Raw genomic sequence first — 24972 nt, forward strand, 5'->3', positions numbered from 1 at the left:
TGTAGTTCAATCAGCTTTAGTGATTGCCCGCAGTTAACCCTCACTACTAGCCAATCACTTGACTAGCAGGGCTTACTGATATATTTAATTAACTTTGGTTATAATTTGTTAAATAAATCGTAACAGTTAGTTACCCTATTAATATTGATGTAACGGGTTAAATGTAGCATAGGGCGGGGGAGGAAGGCAAAAATTAGCTTTTTATTTACGTCCTTCTAGCAAAATCTTTTCTATCTCTTCAAAGTTATGAGCGAGCGCATGCTCTAGCGGGGTAACACCATCGTTGTCTGGAATATTTACATCAGCACCGTGTAGCGCTGTCTCCATGTTTGTCATCTCCTTTTTAACTTCTTGTTCTTGCGAGCATCCTTGCAAAAAAATTACGCAACAGATCATGCTTACTGTTTTTTTGAACATGGAATTTCAACCTCCTCATTTCAACTGTAAAATAGGAACATTAAATTTTTATAAAATGACGCTAAAATTACTATAAAATCGCTTGAGTATTTGAACATATATTTTTATGCTTATGAAGTAATAAGGATGGATAAAGTAAAATTTTAATCAGTGGGGTTTTGTTCATTCCACACGGATTATTAGCCCGCACCAATCGGGCGTTTACGTGCAGTTAATCTCCCGCATAACTCCCTCGCATTCGCCGGATTTTGAGATGGGAGTCTTACTGCACACAAATAGCGGGATAAAGTGAGGATGTAAATGATGTCTATTAAAACGAGGTTTTTATTTTCTTATATTGCCGTTATTCTCGTTTCTATTACGCTCATATTAGTTGCGGGATTTTTAATTGTTTTTTCGATAACGGGTGACTTGGAATCAGTGAAAAATTTCTATAAAAGTTCTTACATTCAAAAGCCATTAACGGCTGAAGAAGAAAATGTTTTTCTTGAATTGAAATCAGAGGCTAAACAGAATCAATCGCAACTATTAGATGAATCATTTGTGTCATCCATAGAAAAAGAGGATGTGAAAATAGTTGTAAGGAAAGGAGAAACAATTTCATATGCTTCAAAAGTATTTGAAAGCGCAGCTTTAAAAGAAGCCCTTCCAAAATTTGAATCAGCAAATATTAATAGTCGTGGTACAACGGAATTAGGCGATACATTTTATCGATATGTAAAATTTGATTTTTATTTTCCACAGAAAGAAGAAGGGAGTATATTTGTATTAAAAAAGCAAAGCTCGTTTGTAGATCTTACACAAAAATTATTTCCAATTTTGTTCGTATCGCTCTTACTTTTAGCCATTTTGCTTATTGGATTATTAAGTTATCTCGTCTCAAGAAGTGTGATAAAACCAATTTTTTTATTAAAAGGTGCAACGGAGAGAATTAAAGAAGGAAATTTAGATTTTCAAATTCCAGTTACATCGCATGATGAGATAGGACAGTTAAATCAAGGGTTTGAGGAAATGAGGAAGAAGTTAAAAGAGTCGATTGAAGTGCAAACGCAGTATGAAGAAAATCGAAAAGAGCTCATTTCAAACATCTCTCACGATTTAAAAACACCGATCACATCTATAATAGGGTATGTTGAAGGGATAAAGGATGGGGTAGCAAATACGCCGGAAAAAATGGATAAGTATTTAACAACTATCCATACGAAAGCAAAACATATGGATACACTCATTGACGAACTATTTTTATTTTCGAAGCTCGATCTGAATCGAGTCCCATTTCAATTTGAAACGATAGAATTAAATATGTTTATGCAGGAATTATTAGAAGAGATGCAGATGGATTTAAGTGAGGAAGGTATAGAGGTGTGTTTACAATTACCTTCATCACCACTATATGTAACGGCCGATTGTGAAAAGATAAATAGAGTTATATCGAATTTAATTCATAATAGTGTGAAGTACATGGATAAAGAAGAGAAAAAAATTACTGTAACAGTATCGAGTGGTAAGAATAAAGTTATTGTGAAAGTAATGGACAATGGATCAGGTATAGAATCTGATACGCTGCCGTATATATTTGAACGTTTTTATCGTGCGGAACAATCACGAAACTCTAGTACAGGTGGAAGTGGACTTGGCTTAGCGATAGCGAAACAAATTGTCGAAGAACATGGCGGGGACATTTGGGCGGAAAGTATGCTTGGGGAAGGCACAAGTATTTTCTTCTCATTGAAAAAAGTACAGGAATGTGGTGAGTAGAATGAAAAGGGTTTTACTAGTAGAAGATGAGGTAAGTATCGCAGAATTACAGCGAGATTATTTAGAGATTCATGATATTCATGTTGATGTAGAGCATTCCGGAGAAACAGGTTTACAAAGGGCTTTGCAGGAAGATTATGACTTAATTATTTTAGATATTATGCTTCCGAAGATGAACGGATTCGAAATTTGTAAACAAATACGTGCTATGAAAGATATTCCAATTTTACTTGTTTCGGCGAAAAAAGAAGATATAGATAAAATTCGCGGACTCGGATTAGGTGCGGATGATTATATAACGAAACCGTTTAGTCCGAGTGAATTAGTCGCAAGAGTAAAAGCACATATTTCTCGTTATGAAAGATTATCAGGAAATATGGTTAAGCAACGTGATACGTTATACATTCACGGGATTTCTATTGATCAGCGAGCGAGAAAAGTTTTTATAAATAATGAGGAAGTAGCCTTTACAACGAAGGAATTTGACTTATTAACATTTTTTGTAATGCATCCAAACCAAGTGTTAAATAAAGAACAGTTATTTGAACGTATTTGGGGATTAGATTCCGCTGGTGATTTGGCGACGGTTGTCGTTCATATTAGAAAGTTACGTGAAAAAATTGAAAGAGACCCTGCTCATCCGCAATATATTGAAACTGTGTGGGGAGCTGGTTATCGTTTTAATGTGTAGTGAACCTGTCGAATTGTTGACAGGTTTTTTTATTGAAAAGAATGAGATTAAAAATATATTACTTTTATTTTATCTTTTTTTAATAATTTATTTATGAGCAATTTATACCTGCTATTTATGATTAATATCACAGGAAGCAATGAAAATATTAATCATAAATTTGGAGGGTATAAAGATGAAAAAAATGAAATTTTTAGTACCGGCAGTGCTTGGATTTACAGTGCTTGTAACGGGGTGCGCGCAAGGTGAAACGAAGGCGGAAACAAAACACGAAACGAAGCAAGAAGCGAAAAAAGAGAAGAAAAAACAACAAGCACAAATTACGAAACTAGAGCCATTAAACGCAATGACATTACAACTAACATTTTCTAAACCTTTATCAGAAGAAGAAGTGAAATTAGAAAACTTAGATGCTATTAAGAAAAACTTCGTGTTTAGTAATGGCTTAGAAATTGTGAATGTACCAAGACTAAAAACAGGAGCAACGAGTACATATATCGTACCTGTAAAAGTGCAAAAGCCAGGTGGGAAATACACGTTGAGTTATAAGGGCGGGAAGAAAGAAAAGTTTGAAGGTAGTTCGGAAAAGCTTAATATTCGTCAGGCGAAGCAAGTGACGAGTGATACGTTTGAAATTGAATCATTTTTAGAAGATGGTGTGACAGATTACGCGAACATCATTGAAGCATATAAGGCTGGAAGAGGAAATCAAGCTTTCCAACTAGATGATGAAAATAAAGATAAAGATGGTAAACAATATCAAGTAATCTCTTCACTTCGTGATAGAAAACTAACGATTACAGCAAGTTCGGGTGAGAAAATTGAAGTTGCGTATGTTCCGTTTACACAAGCGGCAGATGGTAGACAAGCACCTAAATTCCGCTTACCTGTAGGTCAAACGTTGAAACCTGGAACAGAATATACAATTACGTCTGATTGGGCAACTGTTAAAAATCCGAAATTTACAGCTTCAACTATTGCACCGTTAGCCATTCAAAGTGCAGAAGGAATAGACAATGAGTCTCTTCAAGTGACATTAGATAAAGATCCGGGCATGGAACTCTTTGCTGGTAGAAAAGTAGAATTACAAAGTGAAGATGGAAAGAAAGTAGAAGCACAATATCGCTTCAGCTCTCGAAAAGGTGCAGTAGGAATCTTTGATTTACAAAACGGTGCAACATTAGAGCAAGGAATGAAGTATACGGTCGTACCAACGGGAGGCTGGGCGACTGGTGAGCAAGTTACGTTTGTAGGGAAGTAAAATATGAAAAAAGTAGCAGGTTTAGTGCCTGTTACTTTTTGGTTGTAACGATTCATAAAATTTTTGAGTAGTAGAAATAAATGGGGTGACTTCTTCTAGAAAAGGGTAATGGTTACTGTCCTCAAATGGAACGAAGATAGAATTACAAATGCTCTCATGCATCTCAATAGAATACTGAATCGGACACTGTACATCATGCCTGCCGCACATAATAAGTGTTTTTGTTTGGATAGAAGGTAAGCATTCTCTCAAATCAAATGAAGAGTATTCTTTAGCGAAAGCGTTCATTCGGCTAGCAGACATTGTTTTTACGATTGGTTTACAAAAATAAGAGTTATAGCTTTCCGGTTTATACAAAGATAATTTTGTTCGTTTAGTAGATAATTCCTTTCGTTCTTCATTTGTAAGATGAGGGCTTTTTAAGTTTTCGATGATTTGTTGCATATAATGAAACTGCGGATGTTCTGGGTGATAAATGCAGAATGGTGTTTCGGTATAGTTACTTGCTGCGGCTCCCACAACGACTAATGATTGTAAGGAAGTTGGATATGTAATCGCATATAAAAGCCCAAGTATACCGCCTGTTGAATGACCCGCGAAGTGCCATGTAGGAAGTTGTAAAGCTTCACGTATCGCTTCTAAGTCGTGAATCGTTTCAATCATACTTAATTCGTTTTCTACTTTGGCTTTTACAGATTTACCAGCATCTCGCAAATTAATGAGGAATACACGATGCGTAGTAGTGAAAACATCCGCAAAGTAATCGCCAGTTTCATTAAATTGTGAATAATGGTGTGTAATACAAAGTGGTTCGCCATTGCCTTTTATAAAGAGTTCGAATGTGCCACGTTTCGTGTGGATCATTTGTTGTTCCCACATAATATCACGACCTTTTTTATTAGAGTTGGGATAGTCGATTAGTAACTTAAAATATATCAGCGATTTTTCGAATATATCGACCGTAACTCGAAATATATCAGCGTTTTTTTGATTATATCGACCACAACTTGAAATATATCGGCGATTCGACACAGGATATCGATTTACCAACAAAAAACGACATGGGTAGTAATTATACAAGCAAAAGGAGACCGTTCAAAAAAACGAGTCTCCTTTTGTTTAATACAAAGATTTTGTCATATTATTCCGAATAATTTCAAGAGATTTCGCTACAGTTAATGCATTCTTTTCTTCAATTTCTGGTTTTCTAGGGATAGGTTGATACATGTTGTCTGGATCTTCCCATGTGAGGGGAAGTTCTGTTTCTGCTTGTCCTTTCCAAGCGTCAATCCATTCTGGAGGGAGATAACCTGAGATGTTTTGGATGTTGTTCATTTCGAGCCAAATAAGTGCCCAAGCTCTTGGTACGACGCGCCAGTGGTCATAGCCACCACCGCCAACAGCGATCCAGCGACCGTCGCAATATTCATTAGCGATTTCGCGAGCGAGCTTCGGTATTTCACGGTAAATATTCATCGTTGAACAAAGGTGTGTAAGTGGGTCGTAATAATGCGCGTCAGCACCGTTTTGCGTTAAAATAATATCCGGTTTAAAGTATGCGGCAACTTCTTTTACAACTGTTCGATATGATTCTAAAAAGGATTCATCTTCTGTAAAGGCATCGAGTGGAACGTTAAAAGAGTAACTATAGCCATTACCTTGCCCACGTTCATTTACAGCACCAGTTCCAGGGAATAAATAACGCCCAGTTTCATGTAATGAAATAGTGCATACGTTAGGATCGTCGTAAAAAGACCACTGTACACCATCACCGTGATGAGCGTCTGTATCAATGTATAAAACGCGTAAACCGTATTTCTTTTGAATATACTTCATTGCGATGGAGCTATCGTTATAAATGCAAAAGCCAGATGCTTTGCCGCGGAAGCCATGATGTAAGCCACCGCCTAAATTGAGGGCGTGCTTTACTTTCCCAGAAAGAACAGCATCGACAGCTGTTAATGTTCCGCCAACGAGTAATGCACTTGCTTCGTGCATATTTGGAAACATCGGTGTATCTTCTGTTCCGAGTCCGTATGTCATTGCAATTGATTTTTCTAACTTTCCTTCTCCAGCAAGTTTTACCGCATTTATGTACTCCTCTGTATGAACGTAGGCAATCTCTTCATCTGTAGCCATTCGCGGGGAGATGACTTGAGAGGGAGAGATAAAACCGCCCTTTTGTAATAAATCGTACGTAAGAGTGACGCGCAGTTGGTTAAAAGGATGTTCAGGGCTAAACGAATAGCCCTGAAAGTCATCCGAATAAATAAACGCGCTACTCATGCTTGCATCCCCATGATGTTCGGCCATAATACGCGGTATCCCTCTGCTTCAAGTGCATCAATCACTTTTAGAGGATTCATCGTTTGAATGCGGAAAACGAGTACTTTATCATTCTCATCTTTTGCTGGATAGACGAGAACGCTCACGATATTTATTTGCAAATCGCTAAAAATAGCAACAACTTTTCCGAGAATACCAGGTTCATTTTTTACTTGAATTTCAATTTGTGAACTTGGTTGATGCGCTCCAGTTAATTTCACTAACGTATGCAATACAGTAGATTCAGAAATGATTCCAACTAACTTTCCGGCCTTTGTCACAGGAAGGCAGCCAATTTTATTTTCAAAAAATAAAGTAGCAATTTCCTCAACGAAATCGAGAGGATGACAAGTCATGACAGGGTGTTTCATAATAAGTTCAAGTGGTTGCTTCAGCATATCGAGTGAAACTTGTTCATCTAAAATAGACGGACTTGCATCTCTTACATCCCGATCAGAAATAATGCCTACGACATGATTATTTTGATCGACAATTGGAATGTGCCGAATGCCTTTTGTACGTATCGTTCGGATTGCTGTTTCAATTGTATCGTTTGGATGTAGTGTCACTACATTTTGATTCATAATTTCTTCTACAATCATTCCAGTTGCCCCCTTTATTAATACATAAAACGATTGTGAAAACGTAGACGATCAAATGCTTGAATAGAATCCGTATCAACGCGTTTACCGATGCGAACCATTAAACAGTTGGCAGGATGTGAACAAATTTCAGGATCATCTGTAGCCATCCATTGTAAACCACCAGCATTCATCATCTTTTCCATTACTTTTCGGTATTCCCAAACATTTAAGCCTGTTTGCTTTAAATCCCAGTGCCAATAATATTCAGTCGTCAATATAATGTAATCTTCCATATGATCGTCCATCATTGAAACTTCTAATAAGTTTTTTCCGACAGAGCACCCGCGAAAGGCTGGGACAACTTCAATCGCCCCAAGTTCAATTAAGTTTTCTATTTTTCCTTCTGACCATCGCTCGAGTGGATCAGGATACAAGTATGTAACATATCCAACAATCATTTGTTCATGTCTAGCAATAATGAGACGAGCTTCTGGTAATTTAGAAATTTCGACAATTGCTTTATATTGCTGCTCGGCAGGACGAAAAGCAATTAAGTCTGGATGAAATTCATACATTTCTAAGTTATGTGTAGAGACAGGACCTTCAATAATTAAAGTGCCTTTCGCTGTTTTTAAGTTTCTAGCATTATATATTTTTTTATGGATCAATGTATTGCTCACCACCTTGAGGGTTTGTGAATCTATTAATATCGTACTTTATAATATATGCGATGTGAATCGAAATTTGTCATTAAAAATTTGTCTAAAAATCAACAAATATACTGAAAATTTTAAATAATGTCATTATAATAGATAATAGAATACATAGGAGGGGGATGTAAAGTATGAAAGTAGAAACGCTTCCTGTCATTAAAGGAGAAAATAATTTGCCGAATTATGAAGAGGCATACGCGAATTTTAACTGGGAAGAGGTTAATAAAAATTTTACTTGGAATGAAACAGGCCGAGTGAATATGGCGTATGAGGCAATTGATAAGCATGCGAAATCCGAACGGAAGAATAAAGTAGCACTTTATTATCAAGATGGATCGCGAAAAGAGAAATATACATTTAAGGAAATGAAGGATTTTTCTAATAAAGCAGGAAACGTCCTGAAAAATTATGGCGATGTTGAAAAAGGCGATCGCGTTTTTATTTTTATGCCGCGTTCTCCAGAATTATATTTTGCACTTTTAGGTGCAGTGAAATTAGGGGCAATTGTTGGACCGTTATTTGAAGCATTTATGGAAGGTGCAGTTCGCGATCGTTTAGAAGATAGTGAAGCAAAGGTGTTAATTACAACGCCTGAATTGCTAGAGCGCGTACCATTAAATGATTTACCTGCTTTAAAAACAGTCTTCCTTGTTGGAGATAATGTAGAAGAAGGCGGTAAAACGGTAGCGTTCAATCCTTTATTTGAACAAGCTTCAAAAGAATTACATATCGAATGGTTAGGCCGTGAAGACGGTTTAATTCTTCACTATACGTCGGGTTCTACTGGTAAGCCAAAAGGTGTGCTTCATGCGCAAAACGCAATGGTTCAGCACTATCAAACGGCGAAATGGGTATTAGATTTAAAAGAAGACGATGTATATTGGTGTACTGCTGACCCAGGCTGGGTAACTGGAACTGCTTACGGTATTTTTGCACCGTGGTTAGTCGGAGCATCAAATGTTATTTTAGGTGGACGCTTTAGCCCAGAAGCTTGGTATGAAGCACTGCAAGATTACGGTGTAACAGTGTGGTATAGTGCACCAACAGCGTTCCGTATGTTAATGGGCGCTGGACAAGATGCAATTAAAAAATATAATCTATCACAAGTGCGCCACGTATTAAGCGTTGGTGAGCCATTAAATCCAGAAGTAATTCGCTGGGGTATGAACGCATTTGGTCTTCGTATTCATGATACGTGGTGGATGACAGAAACAGGTGGACAAGTTATTTGTAACTACCCTTGTATGGAAATCCGTCCAGGCTCAATGGGTAAACCAATTCCAGGTGTGAAAGCAGCGATTGTTGATAATGAAGGAAACGAAGTGCCTCCATACACAATGGGGAACTTAGCGATTGCGAAAGGTTGGCCAGCTATGATGCGTGGAATCTGGAATAACCCGCAAAAGTATGAGTCTTACTTCATGCCAGGAGATTGGTACGTATCAGGTGATTCAGCTTATATGGATGAAGACGGATACTTCTGGTTCCAAGGACGTATTGACGATGTAATTATGACGTCAGGTGAGCGCGTTGGTCCGTTTGAAGTAGAAAGTAAATTAATCGAGCACGCTGCTGTTGCAGAAGCTGGAGTAATCGGTATTCCTGATCCGGTTCGCGGAGAAATCATTAAAGCATTTATTGCGCTTCGAACAGGATACGAACCATCTGAAGAATTAAAAGAAGAAATTCGTCAATTTGTAAAGAAAGGTCTAGCAGCTCATGCAGCGCCAAGGCAAATTGAATTTAAAGATAAATTACCGAAAACGAGAAGTGGTAAAATTATGCGCCGCGTATTAAAAGCGTGGGAGTTAAACTTACCGACAGGTGATTTATCAACGATGGAAGATTAAGAGAGGAAGGTCTGAACGAAAAACGTTCAGGCCTTTCTTTTTGTAAATAATAAAGGAGTTAATATAGATGAAGATACCAATTTTAGAAGGAGACATAGTGTGCTTGCGTTCTGTAGAACCTGAAAAAGATTACAAACAGTGGTATGAGGTAATGAAAGATCCTGATATGCATTATTGGACGGGGAATACGATTCCAAAAGATAGTAATGAAATTAAGGACTTGTTGCATACTTATAAAAATTTAAAAGATATTATGGCTTGGTCAATTGTAATGAAACAATCAAAGGAAATGATAGGGACATATTGGATTTCTATGCCAACGGTGAATGAAAATAAAAAGTTAATTGTAACTTCAGAAGCTCAGCGGATTGCCCGTAAGTATTGGCGTACAGGTGTCAATCAAGAAGCGAGAAACTTAATATATAATTACATATTTTTAACTTTAGATGTGGATGAAGTTCATGCGCAGGCTTGGGATAATAATATCAATTCGTGCAGGTCTATGGAACAAATAGGTTTTAAATTAGAGAAACAAGTGAAACGCCTATTCCCTAAATACAATGAAATGTTTGTAGAAAACCATTATGTGCTATATAAAAAGGGCTGGCTTGTATAAAAGGTTATGGTTGAAAAAAATATTTGTTGATGTAAAATAATATCAAACTTATACATATGAGTTAAAGGGGATAGTATGATGAAAACAGAAAAAGAAAAGATGATACTAGGAGAAATGTACATACCGGCTGATCCAGTTTTAGTAAAAGAGAGAGCACAAGCGCGTATATTAACGAGAAAATTCAATGATACGCCAGAAGTGCAATTAAAAGAGCGTAGCGAAATCGTAAAAGAACTATTCGGAACGACAGGAGACAATATTCATCTTGAATCTTCTTTTAGATGCGATTACGGTTACAACATTCACGTTGGCGAAAATTTTTACGCGAACTTTGATTGTACGATTTTAGACGTATGCCCAGTAACAATCGGAGTGAATTGTATGTTAGCTCCAGGCGTTCACATTTATACAGCAACACACCCGCTTGATCCAGTAGAGCGCATAAGCGGATTAGAATATGGAAAACCAGTAACAATTGGCGATAACGTATGGATTGGCGGAAGAGCGATTATTAATCCAGGTGTAACAATTGGAGATAATGCGGTTATCGCATCTGGCGCTGTTGTAACGAAAGATGTGCCGGATAATGTAGTAGTTGGCGGGAATCCTGCGAAGATTATAAAAAAAATTAAATAATATTTGAACGAAGCGCCTTCCTCGTCTGTATACATTTATGAAAGAATAGATGAGGGAGGCTTTTATATGTCTAATAAGTTACTTCTTACTTTTGCTTTAGTTGGAATTATAGTTGTGTTTTCTTGTGGTCTGCTATTACCGATGCCAATCGGATTTAAAGTTTCAATGATTACAGCTGGCGTTATGATGATTGTGATGTTTTCCATCATCATTCCATTTGATAGAAAATATATAGTACGGAAAAAAGGATATAAAATTGATTTTACAAAAACAAAAGTGTACTTTCGCTGGAATGTATTTGATACGATTTCGGCTTGTCTTGCAGTGTATGCATGCATATGTGTGCAAGCATTAAATATTTTAGTTTCAACCGGACAGACAATTCAAAACCCGTATGTTCAATTTTTTACGAATCAATCGCAAGTATGGATCATTGTCGCTAGTTGCTATTTAATTTCCCGCATTTCATTAACGTTAAAAGGAATAAAGGAGATCAAAAATCATGGCGCAGATTGGGATTGAGGAGGAACTCATGCTTGCGTATCAAAGTGGGGATAAACAGGCGGGAGAAAAACTATATGTTTTAATTAAACCAGCGCTATATACATTTTTGTATCGCTTTAACCGAGATGAACAATTAAGTATCGACCTTGTGCAAGATACGTTTTTGATGCTAGAGCGTAAGAAACATATGTATGAACCTGAAAAGGGCAAAATAAAAACGTATTTATTTCAAATTGGTTATCGTCTTATGATTAATAAATTAAATAGAAGAAAAAAGTGGCGTACGCTTTTGCCATTTTTAGTGCCGATTCAGGAAAAAGAATTTTCTCACGAAGATCGGCTCACAGTAAGAGAAGCAATTTTGAAAGTTCCCGAAGAGCAAAGAGCGGTCCTAATCCTTTCTTATTATCATGACATGCAACAAAAAGAAATTGCAGAGGTATTAGATATTCCAGTCGGAACGGTGAAGTCGAGACTTCATAACGGAATAAAGAAATTGAAACAATTGCTGGAGGTGGATGAAATTGAGCGAAAATCCCTTTAAGAATGAATATAAATTACAGCAGCATTTAGATAGTGACCATGTAGAAATACCGGATTTTCCAAAAACGGTAAGTCGCTTCGATCGATTAATCGGATTTCTTGCTTCTCCGGCGAAAGATCCTGTGGAAGCGACGATTGGGAATGATCTATCGATGGTTTTTCATGTTTCGATATTAGTTGGTGTTCCAGTTCTTTCTCTTATTACGATACTCCTTGCGACGTTGTAATGGATTGGAAAGAAGAGAAATCCTACCTCTATTTGACACGCCTATATAAATGATGGTATAAAGAAAAGTATATGAATAATTGAGCGTGGAAAGGGAGAAGTAGTGATCATTTCCCTGTTTTAGAGAGCTGATGGCCGGTGAAAATCAGCACATAGATGATCGCGAATTACGCCCCTAGAGCATCTTTTTTCGATTGAATTGTATTCAAAAGGGAAAAGACGGTGCTAAGCCGTTATGTAAATAAGGTGGTAGGCTTTTTTTGCCTGCAACTAGGGTGGTAACGCGATGATTAAAATCGTCCCTTATTTGAAGGGGCGATTTTTTTATGTTTTCAACCTTCACGCCAGTAATGAACTTAAAGGAGAGTATGTAGGATATGGGTATTTTACAAGATCTTGAATTTCGCGGTCTAATTAATCAGCAAACAGACGCTGAGGGCCTTGAGCAACTATTAGAAAAAGAAAGCGTTAAATTATACTGTGGTTTCGACCCGACAGCGGATAGCTTACACATCGGTCATATGTTACCAGTATTAATGTTACGTCGTTTTCAATTAGCTGGTCACCAACCAATCGCACTTGTTGGCGGTGGTACTGGTATGATCGGTGACCCAAGTGGTAAAAAAGCAGAGCGTACATTAAATACGAAAGATACAGTTGCTTACTACACAGAAAGCATTAAAAACCAACTTTCAAACTTCTTAGAGTTTGAAAATGTGGACAACCCAGCAACGATGGCTAACAACTATGACTGGCTAGGTAACTTAGATGTAATTACATTCTTACGCGATATCGGTAAAAACTTCGGTTTAAACTATATGTTAGCAAAAGATACAGTAGCATCTCGTTTAGAGACTGGTATTTCATTCACTGAGTTCAGTTACATGATTTTACAATCATACGACTTCTTAAACTTATACCAACAACATAATTGTCGTCTGCAAATCGGTGGTAGTGACCAATGGGGCAACATTACAGCTGGTCTTGAATTAATCCGTAAATCAGAAGAAGATGCGAAAGCATTCGGTTTAACAATTCCACTTGTTACAAAATCTGACGGTACGAAGTTTGGTAAAACAGAAGGCGGCGCAATTTGGTTAGACCCAGAGAAAACAACTCCTTACGAGTTCTACCAATTCTGGATTAACACAGATGACCGCGACGTTGTTAAATACTTAAAATACTTCACATTCTTATCTCATGAAGAAATTCTTGAGCTTGAGAAGCAAGTAGCTGAAGCGCCAGAAAAACGTGCAGCACAAAAAGCATTAGGTTCTGAAATGACAAAACTTGTTCACGGCGAAGAAGCGTTAGAGCAAGCAATTAAAATTTCAGCTGCATTATTCAGCGGTTCTGTAGCAGAACTTACTGCAAGCGAAATCGAACAAGGCTTCAAAGACGTACCATCTGTAGAACGTACTGCAGAAGATACAGTATTAATCGACTTACTTGTAGAAAGCAAAATCTCTCCATCAAAACGTCAAGCACGTGAAGATGTAACAAACGGTGCAATCTACGTAAACGGTGAGCGTACACAAGCATTAGACTACGTTGTAACAGAAAACGACCGCATCGAAGGTAAATTCACAATCATTCGCCGTGGTAAAAAGAAATATTTCTTAATTCGTTACTAATAAGAAACGAATTGAAAAAAATAGTACCCCGAATTGTAGGCTGAAAAGTCTATAATTCGGGGTTTTTATATTGCCTCATGATTTCTTTTAAATAGAATATGAAGAATTAATACGAGCATATAAAGTAAGCTAATTAACATAACGACAAATGCCGCGGGATAAAATTTTGCCGCATATATAAAGAAATCGATTTGATAAATATCGTCATAATGTGAAACGTACCCTTTAAAATAATTCGTAAACTTAGCGCTATATTTCCATTCATCAGGATAATCTATTAAATTACTTCCTTGATACCAACTCATAAGTGCCGAAGTAATAAATAGCATAAATGCACTACCCAATTGAACCATTTGGTTTATTGTCAAAACGAATCAACCTCCTATTTTATGGTTATTATAACGTAATAATTTGCTTTAATAAAATGTTTTCGGGATAGGGTACATTATCAGTCCTGTAACTTTTTTGTTGTAATCTCCTTTTCGAGTTCATACGGAAATCACATGTAAGCGGTATGATAAACGTATAACAAATAGAAAGGAGTGGTAAAACGAAATGTCACTAGAAGCGCTCATTATTTTTTCTTTGCTAAATGCGGGTCAGCTTGCAGAGAATTCGAAGGTTGATATACATAAAGAGCAGAAAGATGCTTATGTATATGTTCAAAAAGAAGAAAATAAATAACGTTAATATATATAAATAAAAGCTATTTGAAGTGACCACTAAGTTGCTTTAGGTAGCTTTTAAATTTGTATAGCTTTATAAGTTTTAGAATGAAATGAAGCTGTAATTATTTGATATTAGAAATATAAAAGCGCTTGAGAAAGTATGTATGGTGAGAAATAGTACTTACCAGTGAATTTTTTAGGGATCATGCATATAGTATAGATGGTAATTCTTTTTGGAATAAACTGGAGGAGGATTGTATTGAGTAATAAAAAGGATACTTCTAAAGAGTTGTTATCAGCGGCTACATCGAATCCAATTTTGGTAGGGCCAACATTACCACCTATCCCGCCGTTTACATTACCAACGGGAGCAACAGGAGCGACTGGGAGAATCTGTAACAATAAATAATAAAACCTCGTATAAAGTCAGATACAGCTGTACTGAAAAAAAAGCAGATGAATGTGCAAATCGATTAACTATTGATATTGGCCATTGGGATGGCTATCATGGACGCTTTTTTGAATGTAAAGTAAATCCATTTTCTGTGGGTTGTAAAGAACGGAATTATAGGATTACATTGGATGAATGCTTAAAAAATAACAGTATTAGTCATGAAAGAGTGAAAATGATATTAGAGGAAAAGGGTATTGAAAAACAATTTAAGCCGCTGGGTTATGACACTTTGTTTGCATAAATAAAGTTATCGAATGAATTATTTTGATAGTTGTTAATACAAAATCTAAAAATCTATCATGTTGTTAATATTTCCTTTTGTTAAAAATATCCATTTCAAGTGTTGTCTTGAGAAAGCTGTTTTTTTGTGGGATTTAATCTTTTTAATATTAGCTCCCCTATCGAAAATTTAAATTTTCGATAGGGGAGGATAGGTAGCGTAGGGGGTATTTTTATCGTTAGACAACATTTTAAAAAATAAAGGGGGTGTGAAATGTCTAGGGGAATTTATAAATACTACATAATAAAAGCCACAGCTCGTGTGAGTGTGACTTAAATGTTTTTATTCTGCTAAATTGTCCCCTTCTTCATGAGGTTTATGTATATATTGGAAACCATATCCAGCTTTCGTAACTATTTCCTCAGTCTTTTCAAAAAACTCTTCACCGTACTCAGTACAACGATATTTTCCGTGTATGCTAATAACAAATTGTCGTCCCTTAGCATCAGGATACATTTCATATATCGCTCCACTTTCAATAACTCCTAAGTAGGCATAAATCTTCTCTATCAATAAAGATACGTGTTCTTCTTCGTCTGACCAATCCTCTTCATCAGCAATAATAAGGTGAACATACCCTGTTTCCTTTTCAACGGCTAATAAGTCTATTTGTTCTAATTCTCTTAAAGACATATATACCAACTCATCCTCTACTGTTTACGTACAATTTCGACTTTAGATGGCGGTATTTCAGTCCCGCCAACTAACGGTGGTTTCCCTTTCCCTTTTACAATAGCCCCATACTTCTCGATTTCAGGGAAAGCTGCTTTTTGATTTTTTGTTAAAGGTGCGGTTAAGGAAGCTTTCGCCTCATATAAATTAATCTTACTATTTTCTTTACCAATTGCAGCTAAATCAACTCTACTATGTTTAAAATAAAAAAAGAAGAACGTTAATCCTCATGACAAGGCGTTCTTCTTTCATTTCTATTATTCTTCTGTATTTTCAATTTCTTCAGACGGCCTGTAATTAAACTGTAAGCCATATCCAGCAGCATGTAACTGATCTCGTAAGAGAGCATAAAACTCTTTTCCATATACGTTAAGTTCATGTAAAGCATACACTTGTATAACAAATTTATTTTTCCCTACTGTTTCTGGTGTTGTTTCATAAACTTCGCCGCTTTCGATAAAGGCTAAATAATTATTAATTTTATCTTGTAAGAGTAATGCATGTTCATGCTCTTCTTTCCAATTTAATGCATCAAAAATAGTTAAGTATACAATATCTTTATTGTTATTATCTAAGGAAATTAAATCAACCTGATCTATATCATGTAACGCCATATAAATCCTCCTATTCTTTTTTTCGTATCACGTTAACTTTAGTGGGTGGGATTTCTTCGAGATATTCAAAAGGTGGCTTATTTTTACTTCTAATAACAGCGCCACTTTCTTCAATTTCAGGAAATGCTTTTTTCTGATTTTTGGTAAGTGGTGCTGTTGGCGATGATTTTAACTCAATTAATTCTATTTTACCATGTATGTCTTTCCCACCTATGTCTACACGGGTTCGAACACCTGATTTTGTCATTATAGTGACTTGATTATTTAATTCGAATTGTGATTTCTCATTTTTTATAACTGTTTCCATTTCTTTTTCAAATGCTTTTCCGACTTTTATATTTGTATCTAAAGTTTTTCTTTGTTTTTCTAGTTTTGTTGCTGCATCTATTGTATTTGCAACCTTTTTACCTGATTTTAATATTTTAACACCTTTACCAATCGGTGTGATACCAGCTGCAAGAGAATTAATCATACAAAGAAAACGTGAGCATAGAAAGAAGCTAAATGAATTGAAAAGCATGAAAGAAGGTGAATAACATTCTTGATATTAAAATAGATGAGCAAAAGATTGAAGAACTTTTCTTAGAAGAGTTACGAAAACGGCTAGATAATATTGAACAGAGAAAAACGTTTTGGGATATGAAAGAATTGTGTAGACAAACAAGTATGAGTGGAAGCTCCATCAGAGAATATTTCTTTTATGATGAACGTTTTCCAAAATTTAAGATAGGTGGAAAGTGGTATTTTCCAGCATTAGAAGCAGAGAACTTTTTATTTATGTGGATAAAAGAACAATGAAAGTTTTTGAAGAAAAGAAGGGCTAATAATTATTAACTACAAATAAGATAAATGTACTATGGATCCATAGAGTTTCTTATTATTTTGTTTACACTTACCCATTTCTATACACACGCCAGCCTTATATTTTTTTGCCCCAAGCTAGCCCCACTTAGCCCCAGGTGCCTTATTTTGCATTATTAATAACAAATAAAAAAAGCCCAGGCCCCTTGATAAACAAGGTTCCTAAGGCTTTTAATACGACTCTTTTCAGAGTACCGAGATTAACGAGAGTAGAACTCTACGATTAATGCTTCGTTGATTTCAGCTGCTAACTCAGAACGCTCAGCGTGACGAGTGTAAGTAGCTTCTAATTTATCAGCATCGAAAGTTAAGTATTCTGGTACGAAGTTGTTAACTTCGATCGCTTCTTTAACAACAACAAGGCTGTTAGATTTTTCGCGAACGCTGATAGTTTGACCAGGTTTTACACGGTAAGATGGGATATCTACGCGAGATCCATCAACTGTGATGTGACCGTGGTTTACTAATTGGCGAGCTGCACGACGAGTGCGAGCTAAGCCCATACGGTAAACTAAGTTGTCAAGACGAGCTTCAAGAAGGATCATGAAGTTTTCGCCGTGCTTACCAGGCATTTTACCTGCTTGGTCAAATGTGCGACGGAATTGACGCTCAGTCATGCCGTACATGTGACGAAGTTTTTGTTTCTCTTGTAATTGTAAACCGTATTCTGAAAGTTTCTTACGTTGGTTAGGACCGTGAGGACCTGGTGCGTAAGGGCGTTTTTCTAATTCTTTTCCTGTGCCGCTTAGAGAGATTCCAAGACGACGAGACAGTTTCCAAGCTGGACCTGTATAACGAGCCATAGTTGACTCCTCCTTTAAAAATGTTTTTATTTACGTAAAATAAAAACAGACGTAATCGATATTTACGGGCATTTTGTTTTCATGTACCTTCGCTCCAGCAGCAGGGAGTTACGAGATACACCTCCGTAGAGGAACAAAATACAAACGATAAACTCACATTACAAGGCTGCCTTTTTATTTTACACAAACGCTATTATATCTTTTACCCAGAGTTTCGTCAAGCGAGTACGTTTTTGTTTTATTCATATAAATTTTGGAAATTAACAAGAAGGAATTTAAAACAATGTAAAAGAAGAGAGTTAGAAACACAAATAAAACGCTTACATAAAATGTGGTAAAAACGTTCATCAAATTTTTATTGATGAATATGCGGCAATAAAAACATAAAAGGGGATGTTTTTATGAAAAAGAAACATATGGAGACAGCGTTAATTCATCACGGTTATACATCTGAGGAACATAAAGGAAGTTTAACACCACCTTTATTTCAAACGTCTACATTTACATTTGAGACTGCGCAGCAAGGCGAGGCAAGTTTTGCGGGAGTGGATCCATCTTATATTTACTCAAGACTTGGAAATCCAACTGTGAAATTATTTGAAGAACGTATGGCGGTGTTAGAAGGAGGAGAAGAAGCGCTTGCCTTCGGATCTGGTATGGCAGCTATTTCAGCAACTTTAATTGGTTTTCTAAAGGCTGGAGATCATATTATTTGTTCAAATGGATTATATGGATGTACGTACGGTTTTTTAGAAGTGTTAGAAGAGAAATTTATGATTACGCATTCGTTTTGTGATATGGAGAGCGAGGAGGATCTTGAAAGTAAGATTCGTCCAAATACAAAGCTTATTTTCGTTGAAACACCGATTAATCCAACGATGAAATTAATTGATTTAAAACAGGTTATTCGTGTTGCGAAGCGAAATGGCTTACTTGTCATTGTTGATAATACGTTTTGTTCACCTTATTTACAAAGACCGCTTGAACTTGGTTGTGACGCTGTTGTGCATAGTGCGACAAAATATATTGGTGGTCACGGTGATGTTGTAGCGGGTGTCACAATTTGTAAAACGAAAACGTTAGCTGACAAAATTCGCCCGATGCGAAAAGATATCGGCGGTATTATGGCGCCGTTTGATGCGTGGTTATTGTTACGCGGATTAAAGACGTTAGCGGTAAGAATGGATCGCCATTGCGATAATGCAGAAAAAATTGTATCGTTTCTGAAAAATCATGATGCGGTAGAAGGTGTTTGGTATCCAGAAGGAGATGTAGCATCTCGCCAAATGAAGCGGGGCGGCGGCGTTATTTCTTTTTCAGTAAAAGGCGGAAAAGAAGAGACGCAAGCTTTTATCAATGATCTACATTTTATTACGATTGCGGTAAGTTTAGGAGATACAGAAACGTTAATTCAGCATCCAGCGACGATGACGCACGCTGCGATTCCGGCTGAACTAAGAAAAAAAATGGGTATTTTTGATAATTTAATACGTTTATCAGTCGGTTTAGAATCGTGGGAAGATATCGTTTCTGATTTAGAGCAGGCGTTAAAGAAAATATCGACTGTGAATCAATAAAAAGAGTGAGCTATCGATTTCGTACATGACGTACTGAATCGATAACTCACCTTTTTTTTGTTTTATATATGTTTTAACAGTGTTTCCACAAACTTTTCTAAATAGTGCTGATCTACTTCGTCGAAACGATTTTTTTCGGGACTATCAATATCAAGTACACCGATGACATTTCCTTCTTTCATAATCGGTACAACGATTTCCGAATTCGAAGCACTATCGCAAGCGATATGCCCTGGGAATTGGTGAACGTCCGCTACAAGCTGCGTTGTTTTCGTTTCAGCTGCCACGCCGCAAACGCCTCGTCCGAATGGAATGCGCACGCAAGCAGGCATTCCTTGGAATGGTCCAAGAACAAGCTGATTTCCTTCTGTTACGTAAAAGCCAACCCAATTAACACGATCTAAAAATTGATTTAATAGTGCGGCCGCATTTGATAAGTTTGCGACGGCGTTTGATTCGCCCGTTAATAATGCATCCAGTTGTTTAATTACTGTCTCATATTGCTCTTCACGAGATCCTGCATAACTTTCTTTTGTAAACATGGAAACAACTCCCTTTTTATCGAGGTGTGTAAAATATTAGCAAAATACGATGTATTTCACATGACTTTGTCGATAGAAAATTAAAGGAATTTGTCTTAAAAGTCAAGAAATTTACACTATAGCTGTTCAGTGAGAGGAAGTGAGCGCATGAAACAGACGAAACAAAAGGTAATTGATGCGGCAATATCGTTGTTTAATACGAAAGGTTATGATGGAACGTCGGTACGAGACATTGCAAAGCGGGCGGATGTGAATGTAGCGAATATTTCATATTATTTTGCTGGAAAGCAAGGTTTATTAGAACAGCTTATTACTGATTTCTTAGAAGGATATATTCATGTAATTGAAACGTCATTTGAACAGAGAGAATATTTGTCGGCTAAAGATGTGATGGTGCAAATGGTGCGCGGGATTTTACGATATCAATTTGAAAATAGGGAACTGACACGTTTCTTCTACCGAGAGCTTTCGCTTGATACGACATTAATTCGTGAAGTGATGACGATTTATTTTTCTAAAGAAAGATATTATATAGAGCAAATTGTTAGACAGGGACAAATGAACCAAGAATTTAAGAAGGTATCTTTTACAATGTTTATGACGCAATTAAAAGGTATGATGAATATGCCGTTTTTATATCCGCAATATATATCAGAAGTGCTGCATTCTTTTCCATCCGAGACGTTTTTCTTAGAAATGTATACGAAAGAAATTGAACAATGGATGGAGCGAGCATTGTGCAACACGAATATGTATTATGAATTGCCAAGAGCTGTTCATATGTGAAAAATCCCCACCTAACGAACTGAGGTGGGGATTTTTGTCGTTTCTTTTCTTTGCCATAAATTGTTGCATAATAGCGCAATGATTGTTAATGAGGCTCCGGCAATTTCAATTTTTTCGACGGTATAACCTCGAAATATGGAACCAATAAGAGCAAGTACAGGAACTAAATTCATAAATAATATGCCGTTAATTGATGAAATATAGCGATTTCCTGTGTTCCAGCAAAATACAGCGATAACGCCCGCGACAATTGACATATAAAAGAGTTCAAAACGAACGCTCATAATTGTGTGCAATGACGGTACAGCGACTATATTTGCACTTGTTAATGCAGTAACGATTATAACGAGTGAAATAGAACCAAATAAACAAGTTAATGTTGTGTACCTAAGTGGTGACCAAGATTGAAAACGAGCACCGCCATTCGTATAAATGACCCAGCAAGTAACGCCACATAACATCAATATGTTTGTTGATAAGTGGCTTGCTGCTCCAAATAATAAGTGAATATTTCCTTTTGAAATGACAAGCATAACACCGAGTAACGCAACGAACATACAAAAAAATGTGTAGTTTTGAGGGCGTTTGTTTTTCGTTATCCATTGCAATAATAAGGCGATGAGTGGCATAAGAGACTGAATCATCGCGGCATGGATTGCTCCGGAAGGCCCAGCAAGTTGTTGGCCGTAGAAAACGAGAAAACCGTATCCTGCGAAACCGACTGTTCCGTAAAAGAATAACGAAAGAGTTCGTTTTTCGAAGCGGAGTGAATTTCTTCCTTCAGCGATTAAGAGAAGAATAAGGAAAATAATAGCTGCTGATCCATATCGAATAGTTGTGAAGAAGAACGGATCGATAAATTGCAAAGCATTTGCCATTACAGGAAACATAAATCCCCAAGCAGTTACAGCAAGTAAGCATAGAAGAGAGCCGAGTAGCATTTGTTTTTTGTCCAAGAGTTTCTTTCCCCTTTACATTTCGTTTATAGTAAGTTGATGAAATAAGTATAAAGATTGATTTCTACTAAAAGGAAATATCGATTTTTTATAGCAGTTATAACTTTTTGTTAGAGGTGTGTACGATGGATTTAGAGGCAGTACGATCGTTTATAGAAGTAAAGCATACGCGAAGTTTATCAAAGGCGAGTAAGCTTTTACATATTTCTCAACCGGCGCTTAGTAAACAAATTCAAAGATTAGAAGCGGATTTAGAGGTTACGTTACTTAAGCGTTCTGCTCAAGGAGTGGAGTTAACAGAGGCTGGAGAATTATTTATAAAAAGAATGTTACCGATTTTGGAACAAATAAATGAAGTGAAAACGGAAATGAAGGGATATCAAGAGAACCGGAAACTTTCAATTGGCATATTACCAAGTTTAGCGGAGCGTTACATATCAAAATGTAAAGATATATTAGGTGATGCATTCGAAGTGGAATGGCAAATTGAGCATACGAAAGTATTAAGGGAATTATTTAAAGCGCGGAAGATTGAAGCGATGTTCATCGATTCGGTAGTAGAAGGTGCTACGTATATAAAAGAAGTGAAACAAGAGAGAATTGTTTGTGCCGTTTCACATAATCATTCGTATAAAGAGAAGACGGTAATTCAAATGGAAGAGCTGCAAAATGAAAAGTTAATTGTATATCCAGAAATATGTGATGTACGGAAAATGATTATGAACATGTTTCATGGTATAGGTGTAAAACCAACTATAGCTGTTGAAACATCGTATGCAGAACCGATGCTTGCGATGGTAAAAGCTGGTCTTGGTATTACGTTGCTTCCAGAAATGGTGGTAGAGCAGGCGATAAGGCAAGGGGATGTACATGTAATTTCTATTGAACCACCACTCATGCGAAAAATTTATTTCATATCTCATAGGGAAGACGGCCTTTTATTGCGTGCATTTGAAGAGGAGAGATAGGGTAGACGGAATATTAAGAAAAATTACGGTTGCATTTAAAGAAACATGAAATTTTAAAAAAAACTAGGTCAAAAACACGCCATTACATGGTATGATTAGAACATTGTTAGTTGTTAAATATAGGGGAATTCCCTTTTTATACATAATGCCTTCCATTTCATAAACGGAACGGACAAAAAAAGAGATATAACTAGGAGGCTTTTTTGCATGGATTCTATCCTGACGATCGTTATCATTGTAGTAAGCTCTATTCTAGTGCTGCTCATGATAGAGCTTGTGATAAGAAATCGTTCATATAAAGATATTGAAGCACTGGAGCAGTGGAAACAAGAAATAAAAGATAAACCTGTGGCAGATGAACTAAAACGGGTAAAAGATTTAAATATGACGGGTCAAACAGAAGAACTGTTTGGCAAATGGCGTGAAGAATGGGATGAAATTGTATCAACAACCCTTCCGAAAGCTGAAAAAGATTTAGCGCAAGCGCGAAAATTCGCCTCGCAATTCTCCTTCCGAAAAGCAAAGCATTCGATGAATGAATCCATAAGTGGTTTAGATGACGCTGATAATCGTATTACTGACATTTTAAATGAATTACAGCAATTGTTAGAAAGCCATGAGAAAAATAGCTCGGAAATTGAAGGATTACGTGATACATATCGTAGTATGAAAAAGAGTGTTCTTGCCCATAGACACATGTATGGAGCAGCTGAGCAAAAAATCGAAGAGATGTTAGATGTTGAATCCGAGAAGTTCAAAACTTTTGAAGAGGCAACAGATAATGGTGATTATTTAAAAGCACGAGAAATTGTTATTAGTTTAGAAGAAGGTTTAGCAAGTTTAGAAATCATCATTCATCAAATTCCAGATTTATTGGTAGAGTGTCAAGCGACATTACCAGTTCAGCTAGAAGATTTATTACAAGGTCATGATGATATGATAAGACAAGGCTATGTATTAGAGTATTTGGATATTCCTAAAGAAGTTCGCGATATGACGACACAACTACAAACATGTTTAATGGATATACAGGAGCTTCATATAACGGAAGCTGCAGGAAAAGTAGAAAACTTAAAAACTCGTTTAGATGGTTTCTATGATCAACTTGAACAAGAAGTGCATGCGAGACATTATGTGGAACAAAAAACACTTTCTGTTTATGAAGATTTAGAAGAAATTCGTGTTGAAACGATCGAAACAAAAGCAGAAACACAACTTGTGAAACAAAGTTATCAATTACAAGACAAAGATATTGAGTCGCAAAAAGTAATTGAAAAACAAATGCACATTTTAATGAAACGTTTTGAAGTGTTGCAATTACGCGTTGCGGAACAAGATATTGCCTTCTCTATTATTCGTGAGGAATTAGAAGAGATTTATGAGCAATGTGAAACGTTAAAAGTGCTCCATACAGAGTATAAAGAAATGCTACAAACGATGCGCAAAGAAGAATTTGAAGCACGTGAGAAGTTACAAGAAATGCGAAACACAATTTTAGAAACGAAACGCTTTATGCATAAGTCGAATTTGCCAGGTCTTCCGACAAGCATTATGGAAGATTTACAAAGAGGACAAATGGCAATGCAAGCTGTATATGATCAATTAGAAGTAAAACCGTTAAATATGAATGCTGTAAATAGCAGTTTAGAAGAGGCGTACACAACTGTTAACGGTGTAGCAGAAATGACAGAAGAGTTAATTGGACAAGCGTATTTAGTTGAAAAATTAATTCAATACGGTAACCGTTACCGCAGTCATGATGAGAATCTTGCAGAAAGCTTAAATTTCGCTGAGAAATTATTCCGTGAATATCAATACGATGCAGCTTTAGAACAAGCGGCTTCTGTATTAGAGCAACTTGAGCCTGGCGTTGTTCAAAAAATAGCTGAATATGTAGACAATGAACAAACCCTTTCATAAAGGGTTTGTTTTTTGTGTAATTTTGAAGGTGATGTTGCTATAATGAATAGCGGAATACAGTAAGGTTATTCGTTTTAAAATAAAACGAAACCTTTGAGTAGTTTTAGCGTAAT

28 protein-coding genes, 1 pseudogene and 1 other annotated feature are annotated in these 24972 nt (G+C 36.5%); of the genes and pseudogenes, 17 read left to right on the forward strand and 12 right to left on the reverse strand.

The window, feature by feature from the left end:
• Nucleotides 1–213: 213 nt before the first annotated feature.
• Nucleotides 214–417 (reverse strand): annotated as a pseudogene (locus COC96_RS12120) (ankyrin repeat domain-containing protein); the annotation flags it as partial.
• Between the two features lie 303 nt (nt 418–720).
• On the opposite strand from COC96_RS12120, the gene COC96_RS12125 reads away from it, so the two are divergent.
• The 3 genes from COC96_RS12125 (at nt 721) to COC96_RS12135 (ending at nt 4127) form a co-directional block, all read left to right on the forward strand.
• A complete protein-coding gene (locus COC96_RS12125; RefSeq protein WP_098268892.1) occupies nt 721–2175 on the forward strand; it encodes a sensor histidine kinase in 1455 nt (484 codons plus the stop codon).
• Nucleotide 2176: 1 nt separating this feature from the next.
• Nucleotides 2177–2866 carry a response regulator transcription factor gene (locus COC96_RS12130; protein ID WP_098768873.1) on the forward strand — a complete coding sequence of 230 codons (690 nt, stop codon included), beginning with the start codon at nt 2177–2179 and terminating at the stop codon, nt 2864–2866.
• A 175-nt stretch (nt 2867–3041) separates the two neighbouring features.
• Entirely contained in the window at nt 3042–4127 is a 1086-nt protein-coding gene (locus COC96_RS12135) for a hypothetical protein (protein WP_098268890.1), read from the forward strand.
• A 21-nt stretch (nt 4128–4148) separates the two neighbouring features.
• Here the strand turns inward: COC96_RS12135 and COC96_RS12140 are convergent, their stop codons facing one another.
• From COC96_RS12140 to acuA, 4 genes are all read right to left on the reverse strand, one after another.
• A complete protein-coding gene (locus COC96_RS12140) occupies nt 4149–5006 on the reverse strand; it encodes an alpha/beta fold hydrolase (protein ID WP_142339996.1) in 858 nt (285 codons plus the stop codon).
• A gap of 240 nt (nt 5007–5246) precedes the next feature.
• Nucleotides 5247–6413 carry an acetoin utilization protein AcuC gene (acuC, locus tag COC96_RS12145; protein ID WP_098768874.1) on the reverse strand — a complete coding sequence of 389 codons (1167 nt, stop codon included), beginning with the start codon at nt 6411–6413 and terminating at the stop codon, nt 5247–5249.
• Nucleotides 6410–7054, reverse strand: a complete 645-nt coding sequence (locus tag COC96_RS12150; protein WP_002123078.1) for an acetoin utilization AcuB family protein — start codon at nt 7052–7054, stop codon at nt 6410–6412. The genes acuC and COC96_RS12150 overlap by 4 nt, the downstream gene beginning before the upstream one ends.
• A gap of 17 nt (nt 7055–7071) precedes the next feature.
• Nucleotides 7072–7704 carry an acetoin utilization protein acetyltransferase AcuA gene (acuA, locus tag COC96_RS12155; protein ID WP_098768875.1) on the reverse strand — a complete coding sequence of 211 codons (633 nt, stop codon included), beginning with the start codon at nt 7702–7704 and terminating at the stop codon, nt 7072–7074.
• 176 nt (nt 7705–7880) lie between these two features.
• Between acuA and acsA the strand changes: the two genes are divergently transcribed.
• The 7 genes from acsA (at nt 7881) to tyrS (ending at nt 13758) form a co-directional block, all read left to right on the forward strand.
• Nucleotides 7881–9599, forward strand: a complete 1719-nt coding sequence (acsA, locus tag COC96_RS12160) for an acetate--CoA ligase (protein ID WP_098768876.1) — start codon at nt 7881–7883, stop codon at nt 9597–9599.
• A gap of 67 nt (nt 9600–9666) precedes the next feature.
• Entirely contained in the window at nt 9667–10215 is a 549-nt protein-coding gene (locus COC96_RS12165) for a GNAT family N-acetyltransferase (protein ID WP_098768877.1), read from the forward strand.
• 75 nt (nt 10216–10290) lie between these two features.
• Nucleotides 10291–10851, forward strand: a complete 561-nt coding sequence (locus tag COC96_RS12170) for a maltose acetyltransferase domain-containing protein (RefSeq protein ID WP_098268884.1) — start codon at nt 10291–10293, stop codon at nt 10849–10851.
• Between the two features lie 66 nt (nt 10852–10917).
• The gene (locus tag COC96_RS12175) at nt 10918–11373 is read left to right on the forward strand and encodes a hypothetical protein (RefSeq protein WP_071710333.1); all 456 of its coding nucleotides are present in this window, start codon (nt 10918–10920) and stop codon (nt 11371–11373) included.
• A complete protein-coding gene (locus tag COC96_RS12180) occupies nt 11354–11899 on the forward strand; it encodes an RNA polymerase sigma factor (protein WP_098268883.1) in 546 nt (181 codons plus the stop codon). The genes COC96_RS12175 and COC96_RS12180 overlap by 20 nt, the downstream gene beginning before the upstream one ends.
• Entirely contained in the window at nt 11880–12125 is a 246-nt protein-coding gene (locus tag COC96_RS12185; RefSeq protein WP_098268882.1) for a hypothetical protein, read from the forward strand. Before COC96_RS12180 ends, COC96_RS12185 begins: the two co-directional genes overlap by 20 nt.
• Before the next feature lie 77 nt (nt 12126–12202).
• Nucleotides 12203–12431, forward strand: a binding site (T-box leader).
• Nucleotides 12432–12501: 70 nt separating this feature from the next.
• The gene (gene tyrS / locus COC96_RS12190; protein WP_097905702.1) at nt 12502–13758 is read left to right on the forward strand and encodes a tyrosine--tRNA ligase; all 1257 of its coding nucleotides are present in this window, start codon (nt 12502–12504) and stop codon (nt 13756–13758) included.
• Between the two features lie 65 nt (nt 13759–13823).
• Here tyrS and COC96_RS12195 read toward each other — a convergent pair whose 3' ends face one another.
• On the reverse strand, nt 13824–14126 hold the full coding sequence (locus COC96_RS12195; RefSeq protein WP_098268881.1) for a YjdJ family protein: 303 nt from the start codon (nt 14124–14126) through the stop codon (nt 13824–13826).
• A 187-nt stretch (nt 14127–14313) separates the two neighbouring features.
• Here COC96_RS12195 and COC96_RS12200 point away from each other — a divergent pair, with 187 nt between their 5' ends.
• Nucleotides 14314–14442 (forward strand): hypothetical protein, encoded by a 129-nt coding sequence (locus COC96_RS12200; protein ID WP_000050940.1) that lies wholly within the window; start codon nt 14314–14316, stop codon nt 14440–14442.
• Nucleotides 14443–14685: 243 nt separating this feature from the next.
• The gene (locus COC96_RS12205; protein WP_272953174.1) at nt 14686–14835 is read left to right on the forward strand and encodes an exosporium leader peptide-containing protein; all 150 of its coding nucleotides are present in this window, start codon (nt 14686–14688) and stop codon (nt 14833–14835) included.
• 607 nt (nt 14836–15442) lie between these two features.
• On the opposite strand, the gene COC96_RS12215 is transcribed toward COC96_RS12205, so the two are convergent.
• From COC96_RS12215 to COC96_RS28035, 3 genes are all read right to left on the reverse strand, one after another.
• Nucleotides 15443–15793, reverse strand: coding sequence for a DUF6572 domain-containing protein (locus tag COC96_RS12215; RefSeq protein ID WP_098768878.1), 351 nt, complete (start codon nt 15791–15793; stop codon nt 15443–15445).
• Between the two features lie 296 nt (nt 15794–16089).
• Entirely contained in the window at nt 16090–16446 is a 357-nt protein-coding gene (locus COC96_RS12220; protein ID WP_098268878.1) for a DUF6572 domain-containing protein, read from the reverse strand.
• 10 nt (nt 16447–16456) lie between these two features.
• Complete coding sequence (locus COC96_RS28035) at nt 16457–16918, reverse strand: hypothetical protein (RefSeq protein ID WP_225315994.1); 462 nt, start codon at nt 16916–16918, stop codon at nt 16457–16459.
• A gap of 56 nt (nt 16919–16974) precedes the next feature.
• On the opposite strand from COC96_RS28035, the gene COC96_RS12230 reads away from it, so the two are divergent.
• The gene (locus tag COC96_RS12230; protein ID WP_098268877.1) at nt 16975–17244 is read left to right on the forward strand and encodes a hypothetical protein; all 270 of its coding nucleotides are present in this window, start codon (nt 16975–16977) and stop codon (nt 17242–17244) included.
• Between the two features lie 263 nt (nt 17245–17507).
• Here COC96_RS12230 and rpsD read toward each other — a convergent pair whose 3' ends face one another.
• Nucleotides 17508–18110: a 30S ribosomal protein S4 gene (rpsD, locus tag COC96_RS12235; RefSeq protein ID WP_000135322.1), complete on the reverse strand. Its 603-nt coding sequence runs from the start codon at nt 18108–18110 to the stop codon at nt 17508–17510.
• Between the two features lie 401 nt (nt 18111–18511).
• Here rpsD and megL point away from each other — a divergent pair, with 401 nt between their 5' ends.
• Nucleotides 18512–19687: a methionine gamma-lyase gene (gene megL / locus COC96_RS12245; protein WP_098268876.1), complete on the forward strand. Its 1176-nt coding sequence runs from the start codon at nt 18512–18514 to the stop codon at nt 19685–19687.
• A gap of 62 nt (nt 19688–19749) precedes the next feature.
• Here megL and COC96_RS12250 read toward each other — a convergent pair whose 3' ends face one another.
• Entirely contained in the window at nt 19750–20229 is a 480-nt protein-coding gene (locus tag COC96_RS12250; protein ID WP_098268875.1) for a GAF domain-containing protein, read from the reverse strand.
• 147 nt (nt 20230–20376) lie between these two features.
• Between COC96_RS12250 and refZ the strand changes: the two genes are divergently transcribed.
• The gene (gene refZ, locus COC96_RS12255; protein ID WP_098268874.1) at nt 20377–21015 is read left to right on the forward strand and encodes a forespore capture DNA-binding protein RefZ; all 639 of its coding nucleotides are present in this window, start codon (nt 20377–20379) and stop codon (nt 21013–21015) included.
• Nucleotides 21016–21026: 11 nt separating this feature from the next.
• Here refZ and COC96_RS12260 read toward each other — a convergent pair whose 3' ends face one another.
• Nucleotides 21027–21971, reverse strand: a complete 945-nt coding sequence (locus tag COC96_RS12260) for a DMT family transporter (protein WP_098268873.1) — start codon at nt 21969–21971, stop codon at nt 21027–21029.
• A 125-nt stretch (nt 21972–22096) separates the two neighbouring features.
• On the opposite strand from COC96_RS12260, the gene COC96_RS12265 reads away from it, so the two are divergent.
• Complete coding sequence (locus COC96_RS12265; RefSeq protein ID WP_141535893.1) at nt 22097–22939, forward strand: LysR family transcriptional regulator; 843 nt, start codon at nt 22097–22099, stop codon at nt 22937–22939.
• A gap of 207 nt (nt 22940–23146) precedes the next feature.
• A complete protein-coding gene (gene ezrA / locus COC96_RS12270; RefSeq protein WP_098268871.1) occupies nt 23147–24859 on the forward strand; it encodes a septation ring formation regulator EzrA in 1713 nt (570 codons plus the stop codon).
• Nucleotides 24860–24972: the final 113 nt, after the last annotated feature.

Origin of the sequence: Bacillus cereus, from assembly GCF_002577405.1 — a bacterium.
GTDB classification, from domain to species: Bacteria; Bacillota; Bacilli; order Bacillales; family Bacillaceae_G; genus Bacillus_A; species Bacillus_A cereus_AU.

What these genes read in the sequence shown, in the direction of transcription:
- COC96_RS12125 (WP_098268892.1), top strand. Translation starts at nt 721, where the DNA reads ATGTCTATTAAAACGAGGTTTTTATTTTCTTATATTGCCGTTATTCTC.
- COC96_RS12130 (WP_098768873.1), top strand. Translation starts at nt 2,177, where the DNA reads ATGAAAAGGGTTTTACTAGTAGAAGATGAGGTAAGTATCGCAGAATTA.
- COC96_RS12135 (WP_098268890.1), top strand. Translation starts at nt 3,042, where the DNA reads ATGAAAAAAATGAAATTTTTAGTACCGGCAGTGCTTGGATTTACAGTG.
- COC96_RS12140 (WP_142339996.1), bottom strand. Translation starts at nt 5,006, where the DNA reads ATGTGGGAACAACAAATGATCCACACGAAACGTGGCACATTCGAACTC.
- acuC (WP_098768874.1), bottom strand. Translation starts at nt 6,413, where the DNA reads ATGAGTAGCGCGTTTATTTATTCGGATGACTTTCAGGGCTATTCGTTT.
- COC96_RS12150 (WP_002123078.1), bottom strand. Translation starts at nt 7,054, where the DNA reads ATGATTGTAGAAGAAATTATGAATCAAAATGTAGTGACACTACATCCA.
- acsA (WP_098768876.1), top strand. Translation starts at nt 7,881, where the DNA reads ATGAAAGTAGAAACGCTTCCTGTCATTAAAGGAGAAAATAATTTGCCG.
- COC96_RS12165 (WP_098768877.1), top strand. Translation starts at nt 9,667, where the DNA reads ATGAAGATACCAATTTTAGAAGGAGACATAGTGTGCTTGCGTTCTGTA.
- COC96_RS12170 (WP_098268884.1), top strand. Translation starts at nt 10,291, where the DNA reads ATGATGAAAACAGAAAAAGAAAAGATGATACTAGGAGAAATGTACATA.
- COC96_RS12175 (WP_071710333.1), top strand. Translation starts at nt 10,918, where the DNA reads ATGTCTAATAAGTTACTTCTTACTTTTGCTTTAGTTGGAATTATAGTT.
- COC96_RS12180 (WP_098268883.1), top strand. Translation starts at nt 11,354, where the DNA reads ATGGCGCAGATTGGGATTGAGGAGGAACTCATGCTTGCGTATCAAAGT.
- tyrS (WP_097905702.1), top strand. Translation starts at nt 12,502, where the DNA reads ATGGGTATTTTACAAGATCTTGAATTTCGCGGTCTAATTAATCAGCAA.
- COC96_RS12200 (WP_000050940.1), top strand. Translation starts at nt 14,314, where the DNA reads ATGTCACTAGAAGCGCTCATTATTTTTTCTTTGCTAAATGCGGGTCAG.
- COC96_RS12215 (WP_098768878.1), bottom strand. Translation starts at nt 15,793, where the DNA reads ATGTCTTTAAGAGAATTAGAACAAATAGACTTATTAGCCGTTGAAAAG.
- COC96_RS12220 (WP_098268878.1), bottom strand. Translation starts at nt 16,446, where the DNA reads ATGGCGTTACATGATATAGATCAGGTTGATTTAATTTCCTTAGATAAT.
- COC96_RS28035 (WP_225315994.1), bottom strand. Translation starts at nt 16,918, where the DNA reads ATGATTAATTCTCTTGCAGCTGGTATCACACCGATTGGTAAAGGTGTT.
- rpsD (WP_000135322.1), bottom strand. Translation starts at nt 18,110, where the DNA reads ATGGCTCGTTATACAGGTCCAGCTTGGAAACTGTCTCGTCGTCTTGGA.
- megL (WP_098268876.1), top strand. Translation starts at nt 18,512, where the DNA reads ATGAAAAAGAAACATATGGAGACAGCGTTAATTCATCACGGTTATACA.
- COC96_RS12250 (WP_098268875.1), bottom strand. Translation starts at nt 20,229, where the DNA reads ATGTTTACAAAAGAAAGTTATGCAGGATCTCGTGAAGAGCAATATGAG.
- refZ (WP_098268874.1), top strand. Translation starts at nt 20,377, where the DNA reads ATGAAACAGACGAAACAAAAGGTAATTGATGCGGCAATATCGTTGTTT.
- COC96_RS12265 (WP_141535893.1), top strand. Translation starts at nt 22,097, where the DNA reads ATGGATTTAGAGGCAGTACGATCGTTTATAGAAGTAAAGCATACGCGA.
- ezrA (WP_098268871.1), top strand. Translation starts at nt 23,147, where the DNA reads ATGGATTCTATCCTGACGATCGTTATCATTGTAGTAAGCTCTATTCTA.